Genomic DNA, 22154 nt, shown 5'->3' with positions numbered 1-22154 from the left:
TCACTTTATTTAAAAATAGTAGCCTGATCTTCTTTTCGCTTATTCTTCATCCATTTTCCTTCATATTTATTAAAGCTTCCTCTATGATACACAACACGCCCACGATTCATTGTGGCGACGACTGTACAAGGAAATGTATGACCGTTATAAATCGTTTGCTTATGCTTCGCAAAGAATCGATCCTCTGTCACCCTAAACGGCTCCTTCAAGGAAACAATGGCAAAATCAGCATCCATTCCGACCTTTATACTCCCCTTCACACCGGATAATCCAAATCTTTTAGCAGGAGCAGCGGCAATCATTTCAGCTATTTTGAAAAAAGGAATATCATACTCGATTGCCAATTGAATGACTGCCAGCAATGAAAACTGGCCGCCGCTAATTCCTCCCCAAGCTTCAAAAAAACTATGAACAGCCGGATCCTTTAATTCATACGGACAAGGTGAATGATCAGAAGAAATCATATCAAATTTGCCTGCTTTAAATAATTCGATAAGCTTTTCTTGTTCAGATTGAGATCGTAACGGTGGGGCACATTTTGCAACTGTTCCTTTTTCTACCACTGCTGCATCATTAAATAGCAAATAATGCGGACAAGTTTCTACTGTAACATTAAGCCCTCGTTTTTTGGCCAGTTCAATTTTTTCAACAGCAGCCGCACTGCTAATGTGAACAAAATGGAGCGGACATCCCGTTAATTCTGCATACGTTAATGCCCGTTCTACAGCCTCTACTTCCGCAAGCACCGGTCTTGCAGCAGCATAGTCCTTTGCACTGACTAGCCCCGCCCGCACTTTTTCTGCCTGTAACCAGCTTGTGACGGCCTCACTTTCAGCATGCAATGCCAATACTTTTCCTAATGAAGCAATCGTCTTCATCCCGTTCAATAAGGTTAGATCGTCCACTCGTTCAAACTCTTCATTACCAGACGCCGAAAGAAAGGCTTTAAACCCTACTACTCCGGACTTCTCAAGCTCTCTTAAATCCGCAATATTTCCTGGAACAAGTCCGCCCCACAATCCAAAATCAACAGATGATTTTTGAGCAGCTATATTGGCTTTCTCAAGCAATGCTTCTTTATGGACCGTTGAAGGGATCCCATTCAGCGGCATGTCAAAATACGTTGTACAGCCTCCTGCTACCATCATTTGTGATCCAGTTTCAAATCCTTCCCAATGTGCACGTCCCGGCTCACTGAAATGAACATGAACATCAATCATCCCTGGGAAAACATATTGACCATCCGCTCGCCATTCTACTGCAGCATCTCCAACAAGATGCTCGGCAACCTCAACAATCACGCCATCTTTCACCGCAATATTCGTTCGTTTAACTTCCGTCGGTAACACAACTAAGCCATCGCGGATAATTAGATCGTATGTCTCCATACTCTTACTCCTCCTTCACAGGCTCTTTTACTTCCGCCATGTAAACATCAAGAGCGGCTTGTAATGCTTCTCCTCGCTTCACTTCAAAACCGTGACGCAATAACACCGCCTCTAAAGCACCTAACACAAACAAAACATTTTCCTTTCGACAGCTATAGCCCATCGTTCCAATTCTCCAGATCTTTCCTTGAAGCGGTCCAAAGGAAGACGCAATTTCAATTCCAAATTGATTTAATAACATACTGCGTACGGATTCCCCGTCTATGCCTGAAGGAATTTCAATACAGGTTACACAAGTCAGCTTATGTTTGCGATTTCCGAACAAGGTTAATCCCATTGCTTCTAGACCGGCAACTAATGCCGCCTCATGAAAGACGTGACGTTCAAATCTCTCTTCTAACCCTTCCTCTAAAACGAGACGTAATCCCTCTCGAAGCGCATACAACATTGAGGTTGCTTCTGTATGATGATTCAAGCGGCGCGGTCCCCAATAATCTTGCAGCATACTTAAATCAAAATAATTACTTTTAATCGGTATTCCCTTCCGAACTTGTCGCAAGTCCTCCGCTGTCGCAATCCCACGCTCTACTTTTTTTCTTTCTGACAGAATTTTCTCAATTCGATCATTATACGTAATCGGTGCCATACCAGAGGGTACCGATAAACATTTTTGAGTGCCACCGATAATGGCATCAATACACCATTCATCTACTTTAATATCCGTACCGCCAATGGAAGCAACCGCATCAACGACTAGAAGAACATCCAGCTCTCGACACGCCTGACCAATCTCCTTCAATGGCTGCATGCACCCTGTTGACGTTTCCCCATGAACTAGCGCGACAATCTTCGGTGAAACTTTTTTAATTTCCGCAATAACCTCTTCCGGTTCAAACACTTCTCCCCAAGAACATTCCATCGTGTGTACGTCAGCACCATAGCGTTCGCAAATCTCGACAAACAAATGACCAAACCGGCCGAAAATCGGTACTAATACACAATCTCCTGGTTCAATAATGCTGCAAAGAACCGCCTCATTTCCTGATCTTGATGTCCCATCTACCGGAAATGCCCAACGATTATTCGTTTGAAAAAGTTGGCGAAGCATCTCCATAACTTCATTCATGATGTGTGTAAAAGCAGGATCAAACTGTCCTAATATAGGTGTACTCATGGCTCGTAACACTCGCGGATCCACTTCAACCGGCCCCGGCGTCATAATCGTTCGTAGCGGGGTATGCAGCTCAGAGTATTTCATGATTGTCAGCTCCCTTTAATATGCTAATTTATATAATATTTCACTTAAAATCTCGATTCCTATTTCTAAATCTTCAACGCTCGTAAACTCTTTTGGAGAATGGCTAATTCCATTATGACTAGGAATAAAAATCAAGTTCGTTGGACAAAAACCTCCAAATACTTGCGAATCATGTCCAGCACCGCTTATCATATTTTGATAGGAAATTTGATTTGCATCAGCCAATTGTTGAATCACTGTATTCATTTCACAATTCAATTCAACAGGCTTCACGTCCATCCATTTCGAAATCGTAATAGTCATACCCGCTTTCTCCACTTTTTCTTCCATATATGCAAAGAGTTCTTGACAATATCGCTGTAACACTGCTTCTTGATGATGACGAATATCTAGACTAAATTCGATTTCTCCAGCAATCACATTCGGAACATTCGGCTTAACGGCTATCTTCCCAACCGTCGCTACTAAATGTGGATTGATTTCTTGTGCACGCTTTGTTAAAAAAGTAATAAGCTCCGAAGCAACGCTAACAGCATCTTTCCTAAAATACATCGGTGTTGTTCCAGCATGGTTACTTTCACCAACAATCTTAACTGTAAAACGACGTTGACCAACAATATGGCTTACAATACCTAATGATTTCTTATTCTGCTCTAACACAATCCCCTGCTCGATATGAACTTCAATAAATCGTTCAATATCCTGACGCTTAGGCGATTGATAATTCTCCGGAGGAAAACCCGCTTCCTTCATAGCGTCAAGGAATAGGACCCCTTCTGAATCCTTTACACCCCGTACTTGATCTAGACTGTATGCACCTTGAATATTTCTTGACCCCCAAAATGTTAACGGAAAACGACTTCCTTCTTCCTCACATAAGGATACGACCTCAATTGTTTTTTTCGGTTTTCCATACTTAGCTTTCAACCTTTTTACAGCTAGTAAACTGGCAATAACCCCGTAAGCCCCATCATATTTCCCACCATCGACAACTGTGTCAATATGAGAGCCTGTTAAGATTGCTTTACCATCTGATTCAGTTCCATCTAATCGACCGAATAAATTTCCCACGCTATCAAAATAAGCATCGAGTCCAATCGATTTCATTTCTGCTTTTAATGCCTGCTGCGCTTGAACCCATGCCTTCGAATATAGCAAACGAGTGACTCCTCCATTTACTGTAGCTCCAAAGGAAGCCAGCCATTCAATCATTGAGACAACATTATTTTTCTCTGAAATAGTTTCTAGCGGTATCGTCATCACAATCCTTCCTTTCAACTGTTCTGTATAGTTGACTACTATTTTACGTTTTAGCATCGAAAGCTTCATTAGCAAATCTATGCGAATTACTTTATCTTTTTATGCAATCTAACCAATATTATATAAAGCTATTAATCAACCATACGGTTTAACATAGCTAAGGTTAAAAAGAAGAGCGTGCCTACAGATTACAGACACCCTCTTCATACAGATTAACTCGTATAATTCTCCCCTAGTCCCATTTGTCTCAAAATTTGACGATAATTAATCGATGTTTTATCTGCTGCAATATGAGCCTCCGCTTGCAGGTCTAAAGGTAATTCTTCAGGCTTTTGGTTTTCCACCATTTCACGATCTTCATTAAAAATTTGCAAATTAAACTCGTACGTATCTTCAATCGGTGCATCTTTATCAAAATTTCTTGCCATTGGAGAAAACATGCGCGTTTGACGGGCAGAAACAGGACTTGCACAATTTAAAATAAACAACTTCCCATCATTCGGAAAATGAACAGTCAAACGAGCAGCAAAAGGGGGATATACATCAAACACTCTTAACCATTTAAAACCTGGCGGCTCTAAATGTTGTTGACTCTTGCCATAATTGCTAACCGTACTTACATACTCGACATGCAAACCATAATCTGTTTTATCTACTTTGTAACTTGGAACAAATGCATTATTTCGATCAGCAAAGCTTTCCGAATGAACCCAAGCAAAGTGAGCCACATCTAAAAATCCTTCCATTTGACGACCAGCCGATCCTGCAATATCAATAAACGGCGGTAAAATATTTAAATATTCTTCATCATCCCACGCCTCAAGCGGCGGAATATTCTCTTCCTCTCCAGCTAGCGAAGTCCAAACTAAGCCATAACGCTCTGCCGTTGGGTAAATGGTGATACAGAGACGCGGAGAAATTTTCGCATCAGGATGAGCTGGAATAGCTGTACAATTTCCTTCAGGCCCATAACGAAATCCATGATAAGGACAAACAATTTCATCTCCTTCAACCCAGCCCATACTAAGTGGAACACCACGATGAAGACATAAATCACGCGCGACAATAATTTTTCCATTCGCCCGATATAACACAAGATGAACATCTAATAACTTAATACCGATTGGCTTTTCCGTTACTTCTGCAACCGTCGCTACCGGATACCAATATTGAGATAAAACGGTCCAATCTTCCGGGCTAAACGTACACTGTTTCGGCATTGGAGTAATTCTTTTTTTCTTTTTTGTCGCCATCGATTCATTCATCCGTATTCACTTCCCTTCAATTCATTTTCTAAATATTAGCAAAATCCAGAATAAAAATCACCACTAAATGTAAGGTTTTATTACACTAGATATTTTTTTGTAAATTTCCACAATCGAAAAAATTCATTTTAGAAGATATGTCAAAGGAATTGTATGATAATATAAAAGAAATTTTATTTTTAGCACACTAAGGAGGTTCGTTATGAAAATCGCTGACTTATTGAAGATTCCCATTTTAAGAAACACAAATATCATCGCTGGAGCAACTGGAACGGAACGCGAAGTTTTTACCGTCAATATGATGGATGCACCTGATATCATTCCTTACCTCAAGCCAAATGAGCTACTCATCACCACAGCGTATCATTTAAAAGACCACCCGGACGCCCTTCTCGAACTTGTTGAGGCTATGGCCGAACAAAACTGTGCTGGACTTGGCATTAAAACAAAACGCTTCGTTCAAGAAGTACCCGAAAAAGTCATCGAGACAGCTAATCAATTAGCCTTCCCTATCATAGAGCTCCCATTGGAACAATCACTCGGCGAAATTGTCAATCACTCCCTCCATGCAATCCTTAATCAAAGAGCCAATGAATTAACATATGTCATGGAAACACATAAACAATTCACTAATTTAATCATGGACGGAAAAGGGATTCCGAAATTATTAGACCGTTTATCAGAAATGATTGGCTTCCCTATCGTATTAATTAACCAATACCTAAAACCAACTTCACAGCCAAACTCAAACTCCAAGACTCTTACTATCATCAAACAGTTACTAGCGGAAGGTTTTAATTTTTCCCTTTCAAAGACAACATTCTTTTCTTTTTCTGTTCTCTTTAACAAGCAAACTTATTCTGTATTTCCTATCTATACAAGCGGTAAAAATTTTGGCTATTTAACTATTCTAGGAGAAATTAAAGAGTCCGATCACCTTACTACACTAACAATCGAACAAGCTGCCAATGTCATTTCTTTTGCCCTTATGCAAGAACATACACTCAAACAACATGAACGTAGTGTTCGCAATGATTTTTTTACTCATTTTCTAGAAGATGCTTTCTCATCCCAGGAGGAAATTACAAATCGTGCGAAAGAATTTTCCATACAAGTGAACAAACCGTACATATGCTTAGTCGGCAAGTTAGATGAAACAAACACAAACACTAGTTATAGCAAACTCCAACAAAAAATAGATACGATTTTTGAATTCATTGAAGAAGAGCTATTCGATTCAACGATTTCCATTCATTTTTTCTCAAAAGGAAAGCTATGCATTCTGTTATATGAAGGAGAAGAAGTTTCAAGTGACACGATGGACTTCATTACCGAACTATTACGCGAACTTCAAACGAAGATTTCCACACACTTTGAAACAACGATTTCATTCGGAGTTAGTAACTTTAGTCAAAATTTCTTTCATATTAAAAACGCTTTTATAGAAGCAAAGAGTGCTCTAAAAGAAGGCAGCCTTTCACGAAAAACGCAATATATTAGCTTTTACCGAACGAAGGACATTATCGAATTATTACGAGCTATCCCTCAAGAAGATCTTAAAAACTTCTATACTTACACATTGCAAGGATTTACTACAGCGAATAAAGAGGAAGAGAATATTCTGCTGCAAACGATGTCTGTTTATTTAGAAACCCATTGTCAAATCTCGGAGACAGCTAAACGTCTATATGTACATCGAAATACAGTCATATACCGGTTAGAGAAATGCGAAGATTTATTAGGAAAAAGTTTAAAAGATGCCGATACAACCCTTCAAATCCGAATTGCTCTGCGAATTAAAACATTATTAAATCTGTAGGAGATGAGCGAGACTTTTCTAACTTAAAAGTCTCTCTTTTTATCCCGTTCTTAGACAAAACGCCTAGATAATTAGATGAATATTGTCTATATTGGCTAATGAATTTTTCCAAAATATTCATTAATATGTAACTACCAATAACATATCACATTAAAGAATATAACCTGTATTCAGAAAGGAGTTTTAATATCGGTAATCCAACCTGAAAAACAAAAACACTTTCACTCGGGCTTCAACATATACTCTCTATGTATGCCGATGCTGTTCTTGTCCCATTAATCGTTGGCCGAGCGCTAGGATTTAACGCACAGCAGCGATTTTAACCAATTTACTTCTCTCTAAAACAAAAAAGAAGCAGGCAGAACCTGTCTCTTAATCAATCGAATTATCATCTAAAATTTCTTAAAAGGAGATACCATATATGTTAACTCTTGAAACCGTCAATCAGGCAAGCCAGGAGGAATTCGTCCAACTGTTCGGCGATTTATTTGAGCATTCAGCTTGGATTGCTGAAAAAGCCTACGACACCAAACCATTCTCTTCTTTCCAAGAGATGCATCAGCATATGGTGAACATTGTTAAAAACGCCTCCACTAGAGAAAAACTCACACTCATCCAGGCTCACCCTAGTCTTGGCGACAAAGTACAAATGAGTCAAAATTCTATCAATGAACAGCAAGGAGCTGGATTACAAGATCTAACTCCTGCAGAATATGAAAACTTTCTTACATTAAATCAACATTATCAATCTAAATTTGGCTTTCCATTCATTATTGCTGTTCGCGGCAAAGATAAACATCAAATTTATGAAGCAATGAACACAAGAATTAACAATCCAACAGAAGTGGAATTTGAAACAGCATTATTACAAATTTACCAAATAGCCAAACTTCGGCTGCTTGAAAAAATGACCATGAAAACTGAAGCTGCAGAAGCAGCAAACAATAATCTTACTAATAAGGAGCGCTTATGACAGGTTTAACAACACATATTCTCGATTTATCCCACGGCCAACCCGCTGCTAACGTAAAAATTGAACTGTATTATTTCGAACCAGCATCAAACGAACGAAAGCTTATTCGTACAGCTGTTACGAATGAAGATGGGCGCTGCGACGCTCCCCTGCTTTCAGGTGAGGAGGTCACAGCAGGAAGCTATGAACTCCTCTTTTATATTGGTGAATATTTTAGAAATAAGGAAGTAGTTTTACCAGAGCCTCCTTTTCTAGAACAAGTCCCAGTCCGGTTTGGAATCTCCAATCCCGCGTCCCACTATCATGTCCCCTTACTTGTTTCACCTTGGGGATATCAAGTGTACCGTGGAAGCTAAACAGGTAAGAAATGTATTCATATAAATCCCTCCGCTCATACTAGACGGAGGGATTTATATCAATATTTTAAGACCCAATCGCAGCGCCATCGCCCCTAGGATCGACTCCACCTTGAAGGAAATGATGCTCATCAATTCGAATCGCTTGTGCATGTCCCATAACGCCATCAAATTCTTCAACTACTTCTACGAGATGTCCTTTGTTCTCTAGCGTTTGAATCGCATCAGCTGCTACTCGACTTTCGATTTTTAGAGCCTCACTATCTTCTCCCCACGTTCTTCCCCAAACAAAACGCGGCTCACTAATGGCCTGTTGCGGGTCCATGCCATAATCAATCATCCGAGTAATAATTGCAGTTTGTGTTTGCGGCTGTCCTTCTCCGCCTTGCGTTCCGTACAAAATACGCGGCTCTCCATTCTGACAAGCGATAGCCGGCATTAACGTATGAAACGAACGCTTAGCAGGCTCTAACGTATTTACATGATGTGGATCCAACGAAAAGAAGGAACCGCGGTTTTGCAAAAGAATACCCGTATTCCCAGCAACAACACCTGAGCCAAATTCAAAATATAAACTTTGAATAAACGATACCGCATTTCCATCACAGTCAACAACTGCAGCATAAGCTGTATCACTTCCAACAGGAGGGCTCGTCAATGGCTTCGCATCTTTTTGAATCGCATCAGCTAGTTCAGACGCATATTGCTTACTTAATAGTTTTTCGAGTGGGATATCAAAAAACTCCGGGTCTGTTAATACTTGGTTTCGATCACGGAAACCTGATTTTAAAGCTTCTACAAGCAAATGATAGTAGTCAGCTGATCCATGTTCGATCTCCTGTAACTGAAAGTTCTCAAGAATATTTAATGCCATCAAACCAACAAACCCTTGGGAGTTAGGCGGCACTTGATAAATCGTATAATCACGATAATCTGTTGAAATAGGCTCTACCCAATTGCCACGGTGTGCGGAAAAATCATCTACTGTAAGCAAGCCGCCTTGTTCTTTTAAAAAGGACACAATCTCTTCTGCTAGTTCACCTTTATAAAAAGCATCTCGCCCTTTTTGTGCGAGCAACGCTAATGTAGCAGCTAAATCCTTTTGAATAAATCGCTCACCTGCTTGTGGAACCTCTCCATTTGGTATATAAATATCCGCAGTAACTGGCGTTTTCGCAATCCATTCTTGATTCTTCTCTGTATAGACAACTTGATTTTTGGTAATGGGGAAGCCCTTTTCTGCATACTCGATTGCAGGCTGCAATACTTCAGCTAATGTCATTCTTCCATACTCTTGTAAAATAGCATCCCAGCTATCTAGCATTCCGGGAACTGTAATGGCACTGCGAACCCCGCGAAACGGAATGCTCGTCTCATTCTTATAAGCTTCTCTTGTCACGCCCATTCCAGATCTTCCGCTGCCATTATAACCGCGGATTTTTCCTTCAGTTTTCTTATAAGTTAACCAAAAAGAGTCCCCACCTAATCCTGTCATATGTGGATAGACTACGGCAAGGCAAGCACTCACTGCAATCGCAGCGTCAAAAGCATTCCCTCCTTTTTCTAATATTTGATTCCCCGCCATGGAGGCTAAATAATGAGGACTAACAACCATGCTTTTTGTACCAACAATCGATTTCATCTTCTCTCCTCCTATAATTTATTAACTATTCAGTAAATTTATTATAACTCTTTTCGATAACGATTTGTTCATTTATTTATCATTTTAATTTCTCTTTATATATATTTTTTCTATGTTTATTTCATTTCGTAACTATTTAAAAAAATTTATATACTTTTGGAAATATTTTTTGTTATTATAAATACAAATAGTTTAGAAAATTCAGTAAGGAGGAACCCATATGGGAAATCGATATAAAGAGTTAACACTGGGCATGATGCGCAGCGGAATTTTAGGATTCGGCGGCGGTCCTTCTGTTATTCCGTTAATTCGTTATGAAGCAGTTACCCGTTATCAATGGCTGGATGATGATGAATTTGGTGAAACGCTGGCGATTGCCAATACATTACCTGGACCAATCGCAACCAAAATGGCCGCTTACTTAGGCTATGTAACAAAAGGATGGACGGGAGCACTTGTAAGCGTATGTGCACATATTTTACCAACTTGTTTTGCAATGGTATTTTTAGCAGCTTTTATAAGCGTATTGAGCAGCTCTGCCGTTGTAGCAAACATGATTGCAGCCGTGATGCCCGTTGTTGCCGTAATGCTTGGACAGATGGCGTATGAGTTCGGTGAAAAAGCAGTAAAAGGGTTAGGTATCGTCCTTGGCATTTTCTTCTTTGCTCTTTCTTTTATCCTTCTTCAAGTTGTTTCTTTACACCCAGGCATTGTCATTATGATTTTCCTTGCCTATGGAACGGTTCACTTTAAGTTCAAAAGTAATTTCGCATCAAAACGCCAGTCTAATAATAAGAAGGGGGAATCTGCTTCATGATTTGGTTTCCCATCTTTTTAGCCTTTTTCATTGCCAATATTCTTGGATATGGCGGCGGTCCTGCATCGATTCCACTTATGTACGATCAAATTGTTACCCGTTATGGCTGGCTCAATAATACGGAATTTTCAAATATGCTAGCACTCGGTAATGCTCTTCCGGGACCTATCGCTACGAAAATCGCCGCCTTTGTTGGATATGAAGTATATGGATGGCCGGGACTTATTATGGCGTTAATTGGTACAGTTGTCCCTTCAGCAGTTGCACTCATTTTATTACTAAAAATCATTCGACGTTATCGTCACTCCCTTGTCTTCAAAGGAGTATCACTTCTCGCCCAACCTGTTATTGCCGTTATGATGCTTCTTATTACTGTAACGATCGCAACCGATGCTGTTCATTCAATCGGATACCTACACTCACTCATTATTGCGCTTTTTGCCTTTCTAGCATTAGGAAAGTTCAAAATCCATCCGGCATTTGTCATTCTTCTTGCCTTTATATACGGCGGAATTATTATCCCATGGACGTCATAATCCACCTTAAACAGGTGGATTATTTTTACGATTTTTAGCTTAGAAGGCTGTCCTCTGTCATTCATTTATAACTTCATGCCCATTCTACTTTTATAACGCTTAATTAAAATTTGACAATCTACACTGACAACACCCTCTACAGCGTATAACTTTTCCGTTAAAAAGCGTTCCATTTCTTGATTATCACTAAAAATGCCATGCATATGTAATTTACTAGGACCTGTCATATGATATAAGCTTGTTACAGCGGGATCTTGTTCAAGCAGCTCAGCAACAGACTCTAGAAACTTTGGTTCGACTTCTACATTAAAAAATGCCGAAACATGAATTCCAACCTTTGTTGGATTAATAACAGTCGTGAACTTTTCAATCACACCCTTTTCCAGCAAATTATTAATTCGTGTTTGTACAGCGACACGGGATACCCCTACTTTTTTTCCTAAATCCGTATAAGAAATCCGTCCATCTTCATGTAAGATAGAAAGAATTTTTTTATCTAATTCATCGATTTTTAAATTCGGAATTTGATACTCCTCCATTTTTTTCATCACCCGCTTTCTTTTCTTTTATTATCTCAAAAAAGGTCCTGAACTTAAAATATTTCTGGACCTTTCCTTGTGATATGTTCACTGTATCTCCTTCTTTCTCATTCATCTGCCTAGTTTTATTAGCACAAAAAAACGGCTCATCCGCAAGCCGTTTTTTTAGTGCTCCTTCACTTGATATGTCTCAACAATATATTTATATTCCGCCTCATTAAAAATTCCGAGCTTTTTAAACAAAAGTGAATAGCCTATAATTTTATGTTGGATACGGTTTGAACAAATCATCTGAACCAACTCCTTTTTATATTCTATTCATAAATCCCCAAAAGTTTCCTTTATGCAACATATTTGTCATCACGAATACCTACCTTATTTATCACCATACAACAAAAAACCACTAAGAGAACTTAATGGCTCAATGTCTCAATACACACCCTATTCTACAGCTAAGCTTCAGAACCTTCAGCTGTTTTGCTGTATTTTTTTCTCATTAGGGTTTTATTAAAATCTATCTTGGAAATTAAGATACCTACTAAGACCAGACTTGCTCCTAGGTACCCTCTTTCTGCCAATACTTCGCCTGCGAAAATAAAAGCAAATAATGCTGCAAAAACGGGTTCTAATGAAAATATAAGACCTGTGTGCGTTGGTGTCGTATATTTTTGAGCTACGGTTTGACCAATAAATCCAAATGCACTGCAAATTATGCCTAATATCAAAATAGAAACCCATGATTCCGTTGAGGCAGGAAGATGCGGAGTTTCAAAAATAGACGAAAATAGCAGCCCCCACGCCCCCGTAAAGCCAAGTTGTAAGACTCCAAGCATAATAGAATCTAAATTTTTCGTTACCTTATCTGTAACAATGATGTAAACGGCATACAATAATGCACCTAAAATGATGAGGAAATCTCCAGAGCTAATTGTTAATCCATTATTTAAAGTTAAAAGAGCGATACCTATTATAGAAAAGCCTACGCCAAAAACAATTCTTTTCTCAAGCTTTTCTCTAAACAAACCGGCTAATAACAAGGGAACAAAGACCACTGTAAGACTGAATAAAAAGCCTGCATTTGAAGCAGACGTGGATTTTACCCCTATGGTCACAACTGAAATCGCTGAGAACAAGATGGTCCCTAATAAAAAGCCATATTTTATAGTACGAAAATCCACACGCATAAAGCGTTTATAGAATATGATTCCAGCTAAAATAAAGGCTATTCCAAACCGTAATGCGACCAAGTTAAACCCTTGAATAGATTCCAGTCCCATCTTCATAAATAAATAGGATGAACCCCAAAACATCGTGACTATCAACATGGTGAAATCTGCCTTCAATTGAGCACTTTCACCCACGCCCTTTGTTGCACCGAACATTTTAATGCCATTCATTTTTTACCACCTGACCTAATTCTTATGTATTGATTATTAATTAGTATAAAAGTAAAATTTAAATAAGAAAAATGAATGTTTTAAGTAATTCGATGAAAAAAATTCATGTAAGTGGAGTGAGGAATTTGTCGCTTGCTAAGTTTGAAATTTTTAGTACAGTGGTAGAATTAGGGAGTCTTACAAAGGCAGGAGAAACTCTTGGTTTAACCCAATCCGCGGTCAGTCATGCTATTGCCAGTCTTGAATCGGAATGGGGATTTTCACTTCTTAATAGAGGACGATCAGGTATTAATTTGACAAACAACGGGGAGCATGTCTTAAAATACATACGGGAAATTTTAAAATGGAACGAGGAAATGCTTCAAGAAATAGCTAATATCAATGGTCTAACAACCGGTAAGGTACGTATTGGAACATTTTCAAGTGTATCAGCTCAGTGGCTGCCGGAAATTTTGAAAGATTTTCATGAATATTACCCTTCTATAGAAATTAAATTGTTAGAAGGAAATTATGATGATATTGAGTATTGGATATCAAATGGTATCGTTGATTTTGGTTTTGTGTCTTTACCAACTTTGCATCGCTTTGAAGTGATTCCTTTAAAAAAAGATAGAATGCTTTGCCTCCTCTATGATGAACACCCTCTTGTTCACCAAAAGGAGCTTAGTTTTGAAATGATTAAAGAAGAGCCATTAATCATGTCAAAGAAAGGGAGCGATAATGATTTAAGACGCCTCTTAGAAGAAAATAACATAACACCTAATATAAAATTTGAGCTGGCAGATGATCAAGCCATATTTTCTATGGTTCAACATGGTATAGGAATCGCTATTCTTCCTGAAATGGCTTTGTATCGTATTCCAAAGAACATTCGTATTCTTAACTTTGAACAAGAGAATTACCGTACTATCGGCATTGCTGCTACATCTTTTAAAAACCTTGCTCCAGCTACGAAAAAATTCATTGAATATTTGAAATCATGGTTAAATGAGCCTGCACACCCCAATACACTTTGAAGTGCTAGCTGTTGAACGAAAGGAGGCTGACCCACAAATTGTGGGTCAGCCTCCTGGTTTTGTACGAATAAGCAATTGCTTATTCCATCCATATTATTCTTTATTAAACTTCAAATAGTCAGCCTCTCGTTTTTCCAAAAATGCAGAAATCCCTTCTCTTCCCTCTTCGCTAGTTGCTCTTTCTGCCAATGATTGTGTTTCTAAACTCATTTGAGATTCTAGAGTTTCCTGCAAAGACTGATAAAACAATTTCTTAGTTGCACCATATGCTTCCATTGGCCCGCTCGCAAGCTTCTCTGCTAGTTCATAAACAACACTCATTAATTCTTCTTCAGGGACAACTTGGTTAACGATCCCCCACTCGTACGCTTCTTTAGCATCCAACATACGATTTGTATACATCAACTCTAACGCGCGTCTTACTCCAACAATTTTCGGTAGGAAATAACTTCCTGAACCATCAGGAGTTAATCCGATTTTGTTATACGCCATCACAAACTTTGATTTCTCTGAAGTATATGCAATATCACATGCACAAGCAAGACTCATCCCTGCACCCGCAGCTACTCCATTGATCGCTCCAATAAATGGCTTATTCATTCTAGCAAAGTAGGAAATAGCTTGATGTAAATAGGCAGTAACGCTTTTTAAATGGGAACCAATTTGACTCCCTTCGTTAGCAAAACTTTTCAAGTCGCCGCCTACTGAAAATTTATTTCCAGCTCCAGTGATGACAACTGCTCTAATTTCATTACTTTCTGAACAATGGATAGCTACTTCCATCAACTCTTTAGCCATCGCTAGATTCAAAGCATTACCAACTTCTGGACGATTCAGAGTAATTACGCCTACATGGTTTTGAACTGATAAAAGCACAAATTTATGATCCATATGTATTTCCCCTTCATATTAAAATAGCATTTCTTTACATTTATTCGCTAATTGTATGAAACTATCCTGCTTCGTTCAGTACAATTAGTTTTACAAAAATAAGTGTTAATCCAAATAGGATTAACGCACCAGTTACTCTAAGTCTACTTTGATTTTTTTAGTGATAAGACATTCGTGAAAATTTTTAGTTTATCTAAATAACGAAAGCAATGAAATAGAGGATAGTTATATCTTTGAAAGATGGACAATGGATACATACTTTTTAAAAATAGACTTGCGGCAGTCACAAGTCTATTTTGTTATTGTCCTTGTTCAACCCGTAAGTTTAGTTCCTATAGCATATATAAAGTTAGGCTGGATAATCTATATAAGTACCTTTAACAAAGGAGGATAATAACATGTATTTTTACAAAGAAGATTTAATTAATATGATTGTCCCAGATAAACCCGATCCACATGCAGCTAAAGTTCTTCAAGAAGCACTCGGAGGACAATTTGGCGAGATGCGCACAATGATGCAGTTCTCCTTTCAAAGTGCAAACTTTAGAGGAAAAGCAAAGAAATATCGCGACCTTATTAGAGGTGTATTCTTAGAAGAACTCAGCCATGTAGAACTTGTTCAATCAACAATTAACCAACTCTTAAATGAGTCTGGTGGAGATATGCCTGGTAATCAGGCTGCGGATAGCGCCCCTTTAAATGGTGTAATACAAAATGGCGCAAATCCCCATCATTACATCATAGGAGCTAAAGCATCCCTACCCGTTGACGCTGGAGGCAACCCATGGAATGGATCTTGGGTTTATGACCATGGTAACTTAGCAGCTAATTTACTTAATAATGTTGTCTTAGAATCGACTGGCGTACTCCAAAAATCTAGAATTTATGAAATGAGTAACAATAAGGCTCTTCGAGAAACCATTGCTTTTTTAATAGTGAGAGATAATGCTCATCAAAATGCATTCGCAAAAGCTCTTGAAACATTAGGCGTAGATTGGGGAAAACTTTTTCCAATCCCTAATTATGATTTAAATAAATACCCTGAGTGTCGTAAATATGTCGACATGGGCTTCCATAATGCTCAATTCAATTTTAGACTTGACGATACTTTAATAGGTGAAATTTTCACTGGTACAACACCTAGCAGGAATGGTGGAGAGCTTAAGGTAACAGAACCGCCAAAAGGATATCCAGTACCAGAGCTGCCTGATATGCCAAATGAACATGCACCTGGACTATATGACCTAAACAATTAAGAGCCTGCATAGGCTCTTTCTTTTTGATGTTTCCTTATACTTTTTCCTCTATTCCATATACTAAAACTATAAGTCGAAATACAAGAGGTAAGTTCATGATTAGATTGATAAAAAAACTAATAAAATTAGGATTAATCATTGCCCTCCTTGTCGGTTCAATTATTGGGTTGCTTGGCTATTTAAAATATAAAGAAGCCGTTACAGAGATTTCGCTTAACGAGAAGGTTGCCTCTATTAGGGCAGGTGAAAATTTCGTGCCTTTAGAGGAAATCACTCCTGATTTCACGGATGCTGTTGTCGCCATCGAGGATCATCGCTTTTACAAACATGGAGCCTTCGATTTTATTTCACTCACCAGGGCAACTTTCGTCGATTTAACAGCGAAGGAGGTCGCACAAGGCGGCAGCACATTAACCCAACAAGCTGCTAAAAATCTTTATTTCAGCAATGACCGAACCTTTATCCGAAAAGTTGCAGAACTATTTGTTGCCTTCGACCTTGAAAGACTCTATAACAAAGACGATATTTTAGAACTCTATGTCAATATCATTTATTATGGAGCCGGTAATTATGGCATTAAAGAAGCTAGCGAGAATTATTTTGGTAAAACACCTGCTGAACTAAGCTACGATGAAGCAACTCTCTTAGCAGGCCTACCGCAGGCACCTAGCGCTTATGCTTTAAATTCAAATAATGACCGAGCGAAACAAAGACAATCCGAAGTTATAAAAGCATTAACTGAGTATCGAAAATAATGTGGACCTGTACTTATTTTTATCATGTTGTTACTTTAGATTGAACTTCCCCATCTCCTTCCACTACGCTGTGCCAAGGCAGGGGACGTTCTCACCTATTTTTTTGATAAAGAAAACAACAACATAAAAGCCATCCCCTAAGTGGATTTTCCCACTACAAGACGGCCTCTTAACATTAGTATGGTTATGAATTAAAAAACACCTATTATTGCATTTATAATAAGTTTGGTTTCACTTTTAGGGCTTGGCGTTATAGCTCTTCTTATTAGCCAACATACAATTATTACTTTAGACAGAACCCTCATTTCCATTGCTAATTGGTAAAAGCAATGCTACATTCGTCCCTAATCCTTCTTTACTTTTTATGTTTAAGTTGTTTTAAAATGCTTTCGCATGTCGATACCAAATCAACTTCATTTATTTCTAATACATTTTCTTTCTCCAAGTTAGCTAGGTCTAGAAAAGGTTCGGTTATTTTTTGAATTCTAGTTGCTTCTGAATGAATTGCTTGGATTGCTTCTTCAGCCATTTCATTAAACTGAGCAAATTCATTATATAAATAGTCTTGAGCCATTCCCAGCATCAAAGTCACCATACCGATTAAAACTAAAGTGAGAAAAATTAATCCTTCAACTTTAGATTTAATTACAATTTAGCACGATAAATGAATTCATTTTCTATGTTAATGAATTCTTGATCTTGTATTAAGGGAATAAAAAGGTTTATGGATAAAATAAAAAAGCTGTACCCTTTCTAAAAAGGTTCCTAGCTTTTTTACAAAGGATAATAAAATTAAAGTTTTTTTACCCTTATTGGACTTACCATTAAGAGAGCGAGTATTAAGGTAATCCACGCATTGCTATATAAAAAGAATCCCATACCAGCCAATGGTAATCCAGCAGCTGGAATAGGTAATCCTTTAAAATACCCAATGGTTGGTTTAACACTAAACTTGGCTAATCTTAATGCTCCCATCGTTGGGAAAAGGATAAATGCCAAAGACGTTAAAATCGATGGTGCTGCTATAGAATGAAATAAAAGTGCAGGAGCAACTCCAAAACTAACAATATCAGCCAAGGAATCCAATTCCACGCCAAATTCACTGTTCAATTTTAATTTTCTCGCAATCCTTCCATCCAGAAGATCCAAAACAGCCGAAAAGAAAATAAAAACGGAGGCTACTTCCAAAAAGCCACTCATATTATAGGTAATTGAAAGAACACCGCACAACAAATTTCCAATTGTAAATAAATTAGGTACAGCTTTTCCTATCTGATTGAACAAGTTAGTCCCCCCTGACATCGAACAATCTCCCCATTTATATAGCATTTTCTATATATTTATCCGCTATTCTTAAATATTAAAAGAAAAACTATCACTGTGCCCCACACAGCACTAAATACAGAAGCCTATTACTAATCACTTCTTCTATTTTCAAAGGATGGAAAGCACCATTATCTGTACTTTTAAGCATTCCTCTTGCTTTAAGTGGTGTAGTCATTGCACTCGTTCTATCCCACGGAGAATGGAATTTAGCAGCATTAATTGGTATTCTGATGCTTACTGGTATTGTTGTAACAAACGGTATTGTTTTAGTTGATAAAATTGAAAGAAATCGAAAAGAAGGAATGCCTATTAAAGAAGCTGTTTTAAGTGGTAGTCTTTCAAGAATCAGACCGATTTTAATGACGGCAGCTGCAACAATCCTTACGTTATTACCACTTGCATTTTCTCATAATACGGATACGGTTATTTCTCAAACACTCGGTATTGTGGTAATTGGCGGCATGGTTACATCAACCATTAACAGCTTTATTATCATCCCGATTATTTATGAGTGGTTGCATAAAAAAACAACTACAAAAAAACATGAGTATACCAAAAGAAAACAGTATAAGCTAAGGGTAACTGTTGAGGGTTTTAATTTAAAGTGAACACAAAATAATCATAATTAAACGGTATTGATTACAAAAAACACCAATCTTATTTCGGTGTTTTTGTATTTTTTACTTAAATATCATAAAAAAGAATCCATCCCAACACATAAAAGCCATCTCATAAGTGGATTTTCCCACTACGAGACAGCCTTTTAACATTACACTTATAAATATTTTCGATGAAGTCCCTTTCCATCATATGAAAACAACATCGTTTTGTTTTCCATAATTGATTCCATGTGAACTGGACGTCCCCAAAGCTGATAAATGTATGGCAACACTTTCTCCAAATACTTCAGATCGAGCTCAATTCCTTCGTACCAATGCTTTAAATACAGCTCGCCATTTCGCATATAGTCACCATCGTTTACCGTAATATATGGGAACCCTCCATTTACACGCATGCTGACAAGCTGATCGCGTACTTGCTCCCACGCTTTATCCACAATTTTATAGTCTTTCCCTTGTTTCTGAAATAAGTACATATCTTCCCGCATGACAAGATCTTTTGTCAAGTAATTTCGGATAAACGAAATATCCGATTCAATTTCACGTACTTCAAACAGCTTTTCTCTTCCAGACCCGGGCCTCACGCCTCTCCTTTTCATCTCATCTGTCGGATTATTGTATCTTTCTTCAATATCTTCAAGCACCTTTAAGCCGAGATAATAGGGATTAATACTTGTTCGAGAAGGTTGAACGACGCCCGCATTGAGTTTAGCAAATTCAATTGCTTCTCCTGAACTTAAATCCATCTCACGAATAATTCTTTGATGCCAGTAAGAAGCCCAGCCTTCATTCATAATTTTCGTTTCTAATTGCGGCCAGAAATAAAGCATTTCTTCACGAATCATCGTCATAATATCGCGCTGCCAATCCGTCAATTCACGACTGTAGTGTTCAATAAATAACATGACATCTTTTTCTGGCTTTGGCGGGATTTTCTTACGCCTTTTCACAGGTAATTTTTTCGGCCTATTAGCCCCATCCAATGACCATAGCTCATCATACGGAGTTGGAGACGGCTTAATTTCTTCCTCTTCTTCGTCCTCATCATCGATTGACCAAGAAAGTTTAGGTCTCATGAGCGATGGATCAATATGCTCTTCAATAGCCAGTACCGCATCAAGAAACGTCTCAACCTCTTTTTTGCCATGAAGAATTTCATATTCACGAATACGGTCAGCAGTCGCGGCCATGCTTTCTACCATATCGCGCTTTGTATTTTGAAAACGAATATTATTTTTAAAAAAATCACAATGAGCAAGTACGTGTGCCACAATTAATTTGTTTTGAATGAGTGAATTCGAGTCTAATAAAAAGGCATAGCATGGGTTTGAATTAATCACGAGTTCATAAATTTTACTTAACCCAAAATCATACTGAAGCTTCATTTTATGAAATTGTTTTCCGAAGCTCCAATGAGAAAATCGAGTAGGCATCCCATATGCCCCAAACGTATAAATAATTTCCGATGGACAAATTTCATAACGCATCGGGTAAAAATCAAGTCCAAACCCTTTAGCAATCTCCGTTATTTCACTAATCGCATATTCTAGAGCTTTTTGCTCCGTCTGATTCATGCAGATCCTCCTCGTCTTTTCGCCTTACCATAATGTATGACCAAATAGTAGGAAAATGACGAGAATCCTTACATAAGATATCTATCGCACCTCTTCAACTGTTAAATTCAATAGCTTATCACTCGATAAACTATGCTTAATTTTGACCCGTATCTTAATTTCTTTCCCCTGCTCCTTCACTAAAAATAGAAAACGATCTTCTACCGTTCCATTTTCCAGAACTTTTCGTCCTTCATATTGATAATCCGTTACCTCATCACTCGGATAATCCGCTTGCACGACCGCTATAGCAATCCTTCCATATTTCTCATAATCGTTACCTTGTTGAACAGATATAAAACCTGCCTGAGTCAGCATCATAAACATTAACACAATAAACGACCATTTTTTTAGCACTGTACTTCCTCCCTTTAGTTTACTTACGGATAGTATGGGAAGTGTTCACTATTTTATTCCACTGACCGCTTCCTTAACGAGCATCATTCCTACCAATCGATTGCGTTTCCATTCTTCCGGAAAAACCGATAACGGCGGATTCGTTTCCTCCACTAAATAACTTAGCTCAACGGTCATAGCTGGCCGTTCAAATTCGGTTATAAACCAATCAGTAAAACCGCTTCCAACAGCATGCTTCTCAGGCTTTGAAAGCTTATATCCGGTCAATTCCGCCGTTTTTTTTGCCAATTCATAATCTCTTGCCATATGCTCCTGTTTATTATGGTAATGCCAAAAGATTTCACGCCCCGATGTATGATAACTGACTGCGATAAGTGGTTCTATATGCTTGGTGAATTTCGCTAGAACCTGAACTTCGACTGCTTCAAATGGTTTTTTCCCTTTATAAAATTGATAAAATGGCTTAGAGATATCTGTCTTCACTTCATCCCATCCAGCTGGATATTGGCGATTTAAATCGATTCCCTTTGCATTAGCTTTCCATCTCGACCAATCGATACTGTAATTATTTCGCTGCCACGTTACTATTTTTTCATAATGAGAAAAACAGGATAAATTACCTTGTTGAATCGATACACCATCGGGATTTATCATCGGTATGAACCAAATGCTTATTTCATCTAATAATTTTGTTGAATACCCTCCAAATTGTTTCCCTTTTTCATAAGCCATCCCATATTGTTCAAGCATTTTCACTAATAGATGTGTCGTTAGCCATTCTCGACCATGATGAGCACCTACCAGCAAAATAGATTTCTTCCCTTTCCCAAGCTTTACTGCCCAAATATCTCTTCCTTTTTCGGACTTTCCAATTGAATGCACCTCAATAGGAAGCGTTTGCTGCAGCCTCGTTAAATCCGCTTCCATCATTTCGAAGCTATATACATTTTTTTCTTCCTTCACGACTTTTGCCATTGTATGAAACGGGAAAGCAAACAAGCTAACCAAACATATTAAGATGATTCTTCTCATATCCTCACCGTATCTTTTTATTCAGGTAAATACAAACA

At 38.2% G+C, this 22154-nt stretch carries 22 protein-coding genes and 1 pseudogene; 10 read left to right on the top strand and 13 right to left on the bottom strand.

What is annotated here, in order from left to right; translation table 11 throughout:
• Window positions 1-5: 5 nt before the first annotated feature.
• The 4 genes from D1953_RS09860 to D1953_RS09845 form a co-directional block, all read right to left on the bottom strand.
• Window positions 6-1388: an allantoinase gene (locus D1953_RS09860; RefSeq protein WP_119117011.1), complete on the bottom strand. Its 1383-nt coding sequence runs from the start codon at window positions 1386-1388 to the stop codon at window positions 6-8.
• A gap of 4 nt (window positions 1389-1392) precedes the next feature.
• Window positions 1393-2646 (bottom strand): pyridoxal-phosphate-dependent aminotransferase family protein, encoded by a 1254-nt coding sequence (locus D1953_RS09855; RefSeq protein WP_182480562.1) that lies wholly within the window; start codon window positions 2644-2646, stop codon window positions 1393-1395.
• A gap of 15 nt (window positions 2647-2661) precedes the next feature.
• On the bottom strand, window positions 2662-3906 hold the full coding sequence (gene allC / locus D1953_RS09850; RefSeq protein WP_119117009.1) for an allantoate deiminase: 1245 nt from the start codon (window positions 3904-3906) through the stop codon (window positions 2662-2664).
• A gap of 212 nt (window positions 3907-4118) precedes the next feature.
• Window positions 4119-5171, bottom strand: a complete 1053-nt coding sequence (locus D1953_RS09845) for an aromatic ring-hydroxylating dioxygenase subunit alpha (protein WP_245980017.1) — start codon at window positions 5169-5171, stop codon at window positions 4119-4121.
• A gap of 202 nt (window positions 5172-5373) precedes the next feature.
• Here D1953_RS09845 and D1953_RS09840 point away from each other — a divergent pair, with 202 nt between their 5' ends.
• The 4 genes and pseudogenes from D1953_RS09840 to uraH all read left to right on the top strand — a co-directional run bounded on the left by D1953_RS09840 (window position 5374) and on the right by uraH (window position 8319).
• Window positions 5374-6990, top strand: a complete 1617-nt coding sequence (locus D1953_RS09840; protein WP_119117008.1) for a PucR family transcriptional regulator — start codon at window positions 5374-5376, stop codon at window positions 6988-6990.
• 212 nt (window positions 6991-7202) lie between these two features.
• Window positions 7203-7304 (top strand): annotated as a pseudogene (locus tag D1953_RS09835) (solute carrier family 23 protein); the annotation flags it as partial.
• 107 nt (window positions 7305-7411) lie between these two features.
• A complete protein-coding gene (gene uraD, locus D1953_RS09830) occupies window positions 7412-7963 on the top strand; it encodes a 2-oxo-4-hydroxy-4-carboxy-5-ureidoimidazoline decarboxylase (protein ID WP_119117007.1) in 552 nt (183 codons plus the stop codon).
• Window positions 7960-8319: a hydroxyisourate hydrolase gene (uraH, locus tag D1953_RS09825; RefSeq protein WP_119117006.1), complete on the top strand. Its 360-nt coding sequence runs from the start codon at window positions 7960-7962 to the stop codon at window positions 8317-8319. The genes uraD and uraH overlap by 4 nt, the downstream gene beginning before the upstream one ends.
• A 67-nt stretch (window positions 8320-8386) precedes the next feature.
• Here the strand turns inward: uraH and ggt are convergent, their stop codons facing one another.
• Window positions 8387-9961 (bottom strand): gamma-glutamyltransferase, encoded by a 1575-nt coding sequence (ggt, locus tag D1953_RS09820; protein ID WP_119117005.1) that lies wholly within the window; start codon window positions 9959-9961, stop codon window positions 8387-8389.
• Window positions 9962-10181: 220 nt separating this feature from the next.
• Between ggt and chrB the strand changes: the two genes are divergently transcribed.
• Together chrB and chrA are read left to right on the top strand one after the other, a co-directional pair.
• Complete coding sequence (gene chrB / locus D1953_RS09815) at window positions 10182-10778, top strand: chromate efflux transporter ChrB (RefSeq protein ID WP_119117004.1); 597 nt, start codon at window positions 10182-10184, stop codon at window positions 10776-10778.
• Window positions 10775-11314, top strand: a complete 540-nt coding sequence (chrA, locus tag D1953_RS09810; RefSeq protein ID WP_119117003.1) for a chromate efflux transporter ChrA — start codon at window positions 10775-10777, stop codon at window positions 11312-11314. Before chrB ends, chrA begins: the two co-directional genes overlap by 4 nt.
• A gap of 65 nt (window positions 11315-11379) precedes the next feature.
• Here chrA and chrS read toward each other — a convergent pair whose 3' ends face one another.
• Both chrS and D1953_RS09800 read right to left on the bottom strand, forming a co-directional pair.
• Complete coding sequence (gene chrS, locus D1953_RS09805) at window positions 11380-11853, bottom strand: chromate efflux transcriptional regulator ChrS (RefSeq protein ID WP_245980016.1); 474 nt, start codon at window positions 11851-11853, stop codon at window positions 11380-11382.
• A 452-nt stretch (window positions 11854-12305) separates the two neighbouring features.
• Window positions 12306-13250: a DMT family transporter gene (locus tag D1953_RS09800; RefSeq protein ID WP_245980015.1), complete on the bottom strand. Its 945-nt coding sequence runs from the start codon at window positions 13248-13250 to the stop codon at window positions 12306-12308.
• Between the two features lie 125 nt (window positions 13251-13375).
• On the opposite strand from D1953_RS09800, the gene D1953_RS09795 reads away from it, so the two are divergent.
• Window positions 13376-14266: a LysR family transcriptional regulator gene (locus D1953_RS09795; RefSeq protein WP_119117001.1), complete on the top strand. Its 891-nt coding sequence runs from the start codon at window positions 13376-13378 to the stop codon at window positions 14264-14266.
• 93 nt (window positions 14267-14359) lie between these two features.
• On the opposite strand, the gene D1953_RS09790 is transcribed toward D1953_RS09795, so the two are convergent.
• Window positions 14360-15157: an enoyl-CoA hydratase/isomerase family protein gene (locus tag D1953_RS09790; protein ID WP_119117000.1), complete on the bottom strand. Its 798-nt coding sequence runs from the start codon at window positions 15155-15157 to the stop codon at window positions 14360-14362.
• 398 nt (window positions 15158-15555) lie between these two features.
• On the opposite strand from D1953_RS09790, the gene D1953_RS09785 reads away from it, so the two are divergent.
• Window positions 15556-16413 (top strand): manganese catalase family protein, encoded by an 858-nt coding sequence (locus D1953_RS09785; protein WP_119116999.1) that lies wholly within the window; start codon window positions 15556-15558, stop codon window positions 16411-16413.
• Window positions 16414-16508: 95 nt separating this feature from the next.
• A complete protein-coding gene (locus tag D1953_RS09780) occupies window positions 16509-17168 on the top strand; it encodes a biosynthetic peptidoglycan transglycosylase (RefSeq protein ID WP_119116998.1) in 660 nt (219 codons plus the stop codon).
• Between the two features lie 355 nt (window positions 17169-17523).
• On the opposite strand, the gene D1953_RS09775 is transcribed toward D1953_RS09780, so the two are convergent.
• Together D1953_RS09775 and pssA are read right to left on the bottom strand one after the other, a co-directional pair.
• Window positions 17524-17742 (bottom strand): hypothetical protein, encoded by a 219-nt coding sequence (locus tag D1953_RS09775; protein ID WP_142920446.1) that lies wholly within the window; start codon window positions 17740-17742, stop codon window positions 17524-17526.
• Between the two features lie 218 nt (window positions 17743-17960).
• Window positions 17961-18452, bottom strand: coding sequence for a CDP-diacylglycerol--serine O-phosphatidyltransferase (gene pssA / locus D1953_RS09770; protein WP_119116996.1), 492 nt, complete (start codon window positions 18450-18452; stop codon window positions 17961-17963).
• Window positions 18453-18586: 134 nt separating this feature from the next.
• On the opposite strand from pssA, the gene D1953_RS09765 reads away from it, so the two are divergent.
• The gene (locus tag D1953_RS09765; RefSeq protein ID WP_342769242.1) at window positions 18587-19102 is read left to right on the top strand and encodes an efflux RND transporter permease subunit; all 516 of its coding nucleotides are present in this window, start codon (window positions 18587-18589) and stop codon (window positions 19100-19102) included.
• A 167-nt stretch (window positions 19103-19269) separates the two neighbouring features.
• Here D1953_RS09765 and D1953_RS09760 read toward each other — a convergent pair whose 3' ends face one another.
• The 3 genes from D1953_RS09760 to D1953_RS09750 form a co-directional block, all read right to left on the bottom strand.
• Window positions 19270-20688 (bottom strand): SpoVR family protein, encoded by a 1419-nt coding sequence (locus D1953_RS09760; protein ID WP_119116995.1) that lies wholly within the window; start codon window positions 20686-20688, stop codon window positions 19270-19272.
• 81 nt (window positions 20689-20769) lie between these two features.
• Window positions 20770-21084, bottom strand: coding sequence for a DUF3889 domain-containing protein (locus D1953_RS09755; RefSeq protein WP_245980014.1), 315 nt, complete (start codon window positions 21082-21084; stop codon window positions 20770-20772).
• Window positions 21085-21132: 48 nt separating this feature from the next.
• Window positions 21133-22116, bottom strand: a complete 984-nt coding sequence (locus D1953_RS09750; protein WP_119116994.1) for a M14 family zinc carboxypeptidase — start codon at window positions 22114-22116, stop codon at window positions 21133-21135.
• Between the last annotated feature and the right edge of the window lie 38 nt (window positions 22117-22154).

The sequence above is a fragment of the Peribacillus asahii genome (assembly GCF_003570725.1).
Taxonomy (GTDB): domain Bacteria; phylum Bacillota; class Bacilli; order Bacillales; family DSM-1321; genus Peribacillus; species Peribacillus asahii.
This window is presented reverse-complemented; position numbering and strand designations above follow the sequence as displayed.

Bases quoted from the DNA above. Each gene is read 5' to 3' on its own strand.
- D1953_RS09860 (WP_119117011.1), bottom strand. From the start codon at position 1,388: ATGGAGACATACGATCTAATTATCCGCGATGGCTTAGTTGTGTTACCG.
- D1953_RS09855 (WP_182480562.1), bottom strand. From the start codon at position 2,646: ATGAAATACTCTGAGCTGCATACCCCGCTACGAACGATTATGACGCCG.
- allC (WP_119117009.1), bottom strand. From the start codon at position 3,906: ATGACGATACCGCTAGAAACTATTTCAGAGAAAAATAATGTTGTCTCA.
- D1953_RS09845 (WP_245980017.1), bottom strand. From the start codon at position 5,171: ATGAATGAATCGATGGCGACAAAAAAGAAAAAAAGAATTACTCCAATG.
- D1953_RS09840 (WP_119117008.1), top strand. From the start codon at position 5,374: ATGAAAATCGCTGACTTATTGAAGATTCCCATTTTAAGAAACACAAAT.
- uraD (WP_119117007.1), top strand. From the start codon at position 7,412: ATGTTAACTCTTGAAACCGTCAATCAGGCAAGCCAGGAGGAATTCGTC.
- uraH (WP_119117006.1), top strand. From the start codon at position 7,960: ATGACAGGTTTAACAACACATATTCTCGATTTATCCCACGGCCAACCC.
- ggt (WP_119117005.1), bottom strand. From the start codon at position 9,961: ATGAAATCGATTGTTGGTACAAAAAGCATGGTTGTTAGTCCTCATTAT.
- chrB (WP_119117004.1), top strand. From the start codon at position 10,182: ATGGGAAATCGATATAAAGAGTTAACACTGGGCATGATGCGCAGCGGA.
- chrA (WP_119117003.1), top strand. From the start codon at position 10,775: ATGATTTGGTTTCCCATCTTTTTAGCCTTTTTCATTGCCAATATTCTT.
- chrS (WP_245980016.1), bottom strand. From the start codon at position 11,853: ATGGAGGAGTATCAAATTCCGAATTTAAAAATCGATGAATTAGATAAA.
- D1953_RS09800 (WP_245980015.1), bottom strand. From the start codon at position 13,250: ATGAATGGCATTAAAATGTTCGGTGCAACAAAGGGCGTGGGTGAAAGT.
- D1953_RS09790 (WP_119117000.1), bottom strand. From the start codon at position 15,157: ATGGATCATAAATTTGTGCTTTTATCAGTTCAAAACCATGTAGGCGTA.
- D1953_RS09785 (WP_119116999.1), top strand. From the start codon at position 15,556: ATGTATTTTTACAAAGAAGATTTAATTAATATGATTGTCCCAGATAAA.
- D1953_RS09780 (WP_119116998.1), top strand. From the start codon at position 16,509: ATGATTAGATTGATAAAAAAACTAATAAAATTAGGATTAATCATTGCC.
- D1953_RS09775 (WP_142920446.1), bottom strand. From the start codon at position 17,742: ATGGCTCAAGACTATTTATATAATGAATTTGCTCAGTTTAATGAAATG.
- D1953_RS09760 (WP_119116995.1), bottom strand. From the start codon at position 20,688: ATGAATCAGACGGAGCAAAAAGCTCTAGAATATGCGATTAGTGAAATA.
- D1953_RS09750 (WP_119116994.1), bottom strand. From the start codon at position 22,116: ATGAGAAGAATCATCTTAATATGTTTGGTTAGCTTGTTTGCTTTCCCG.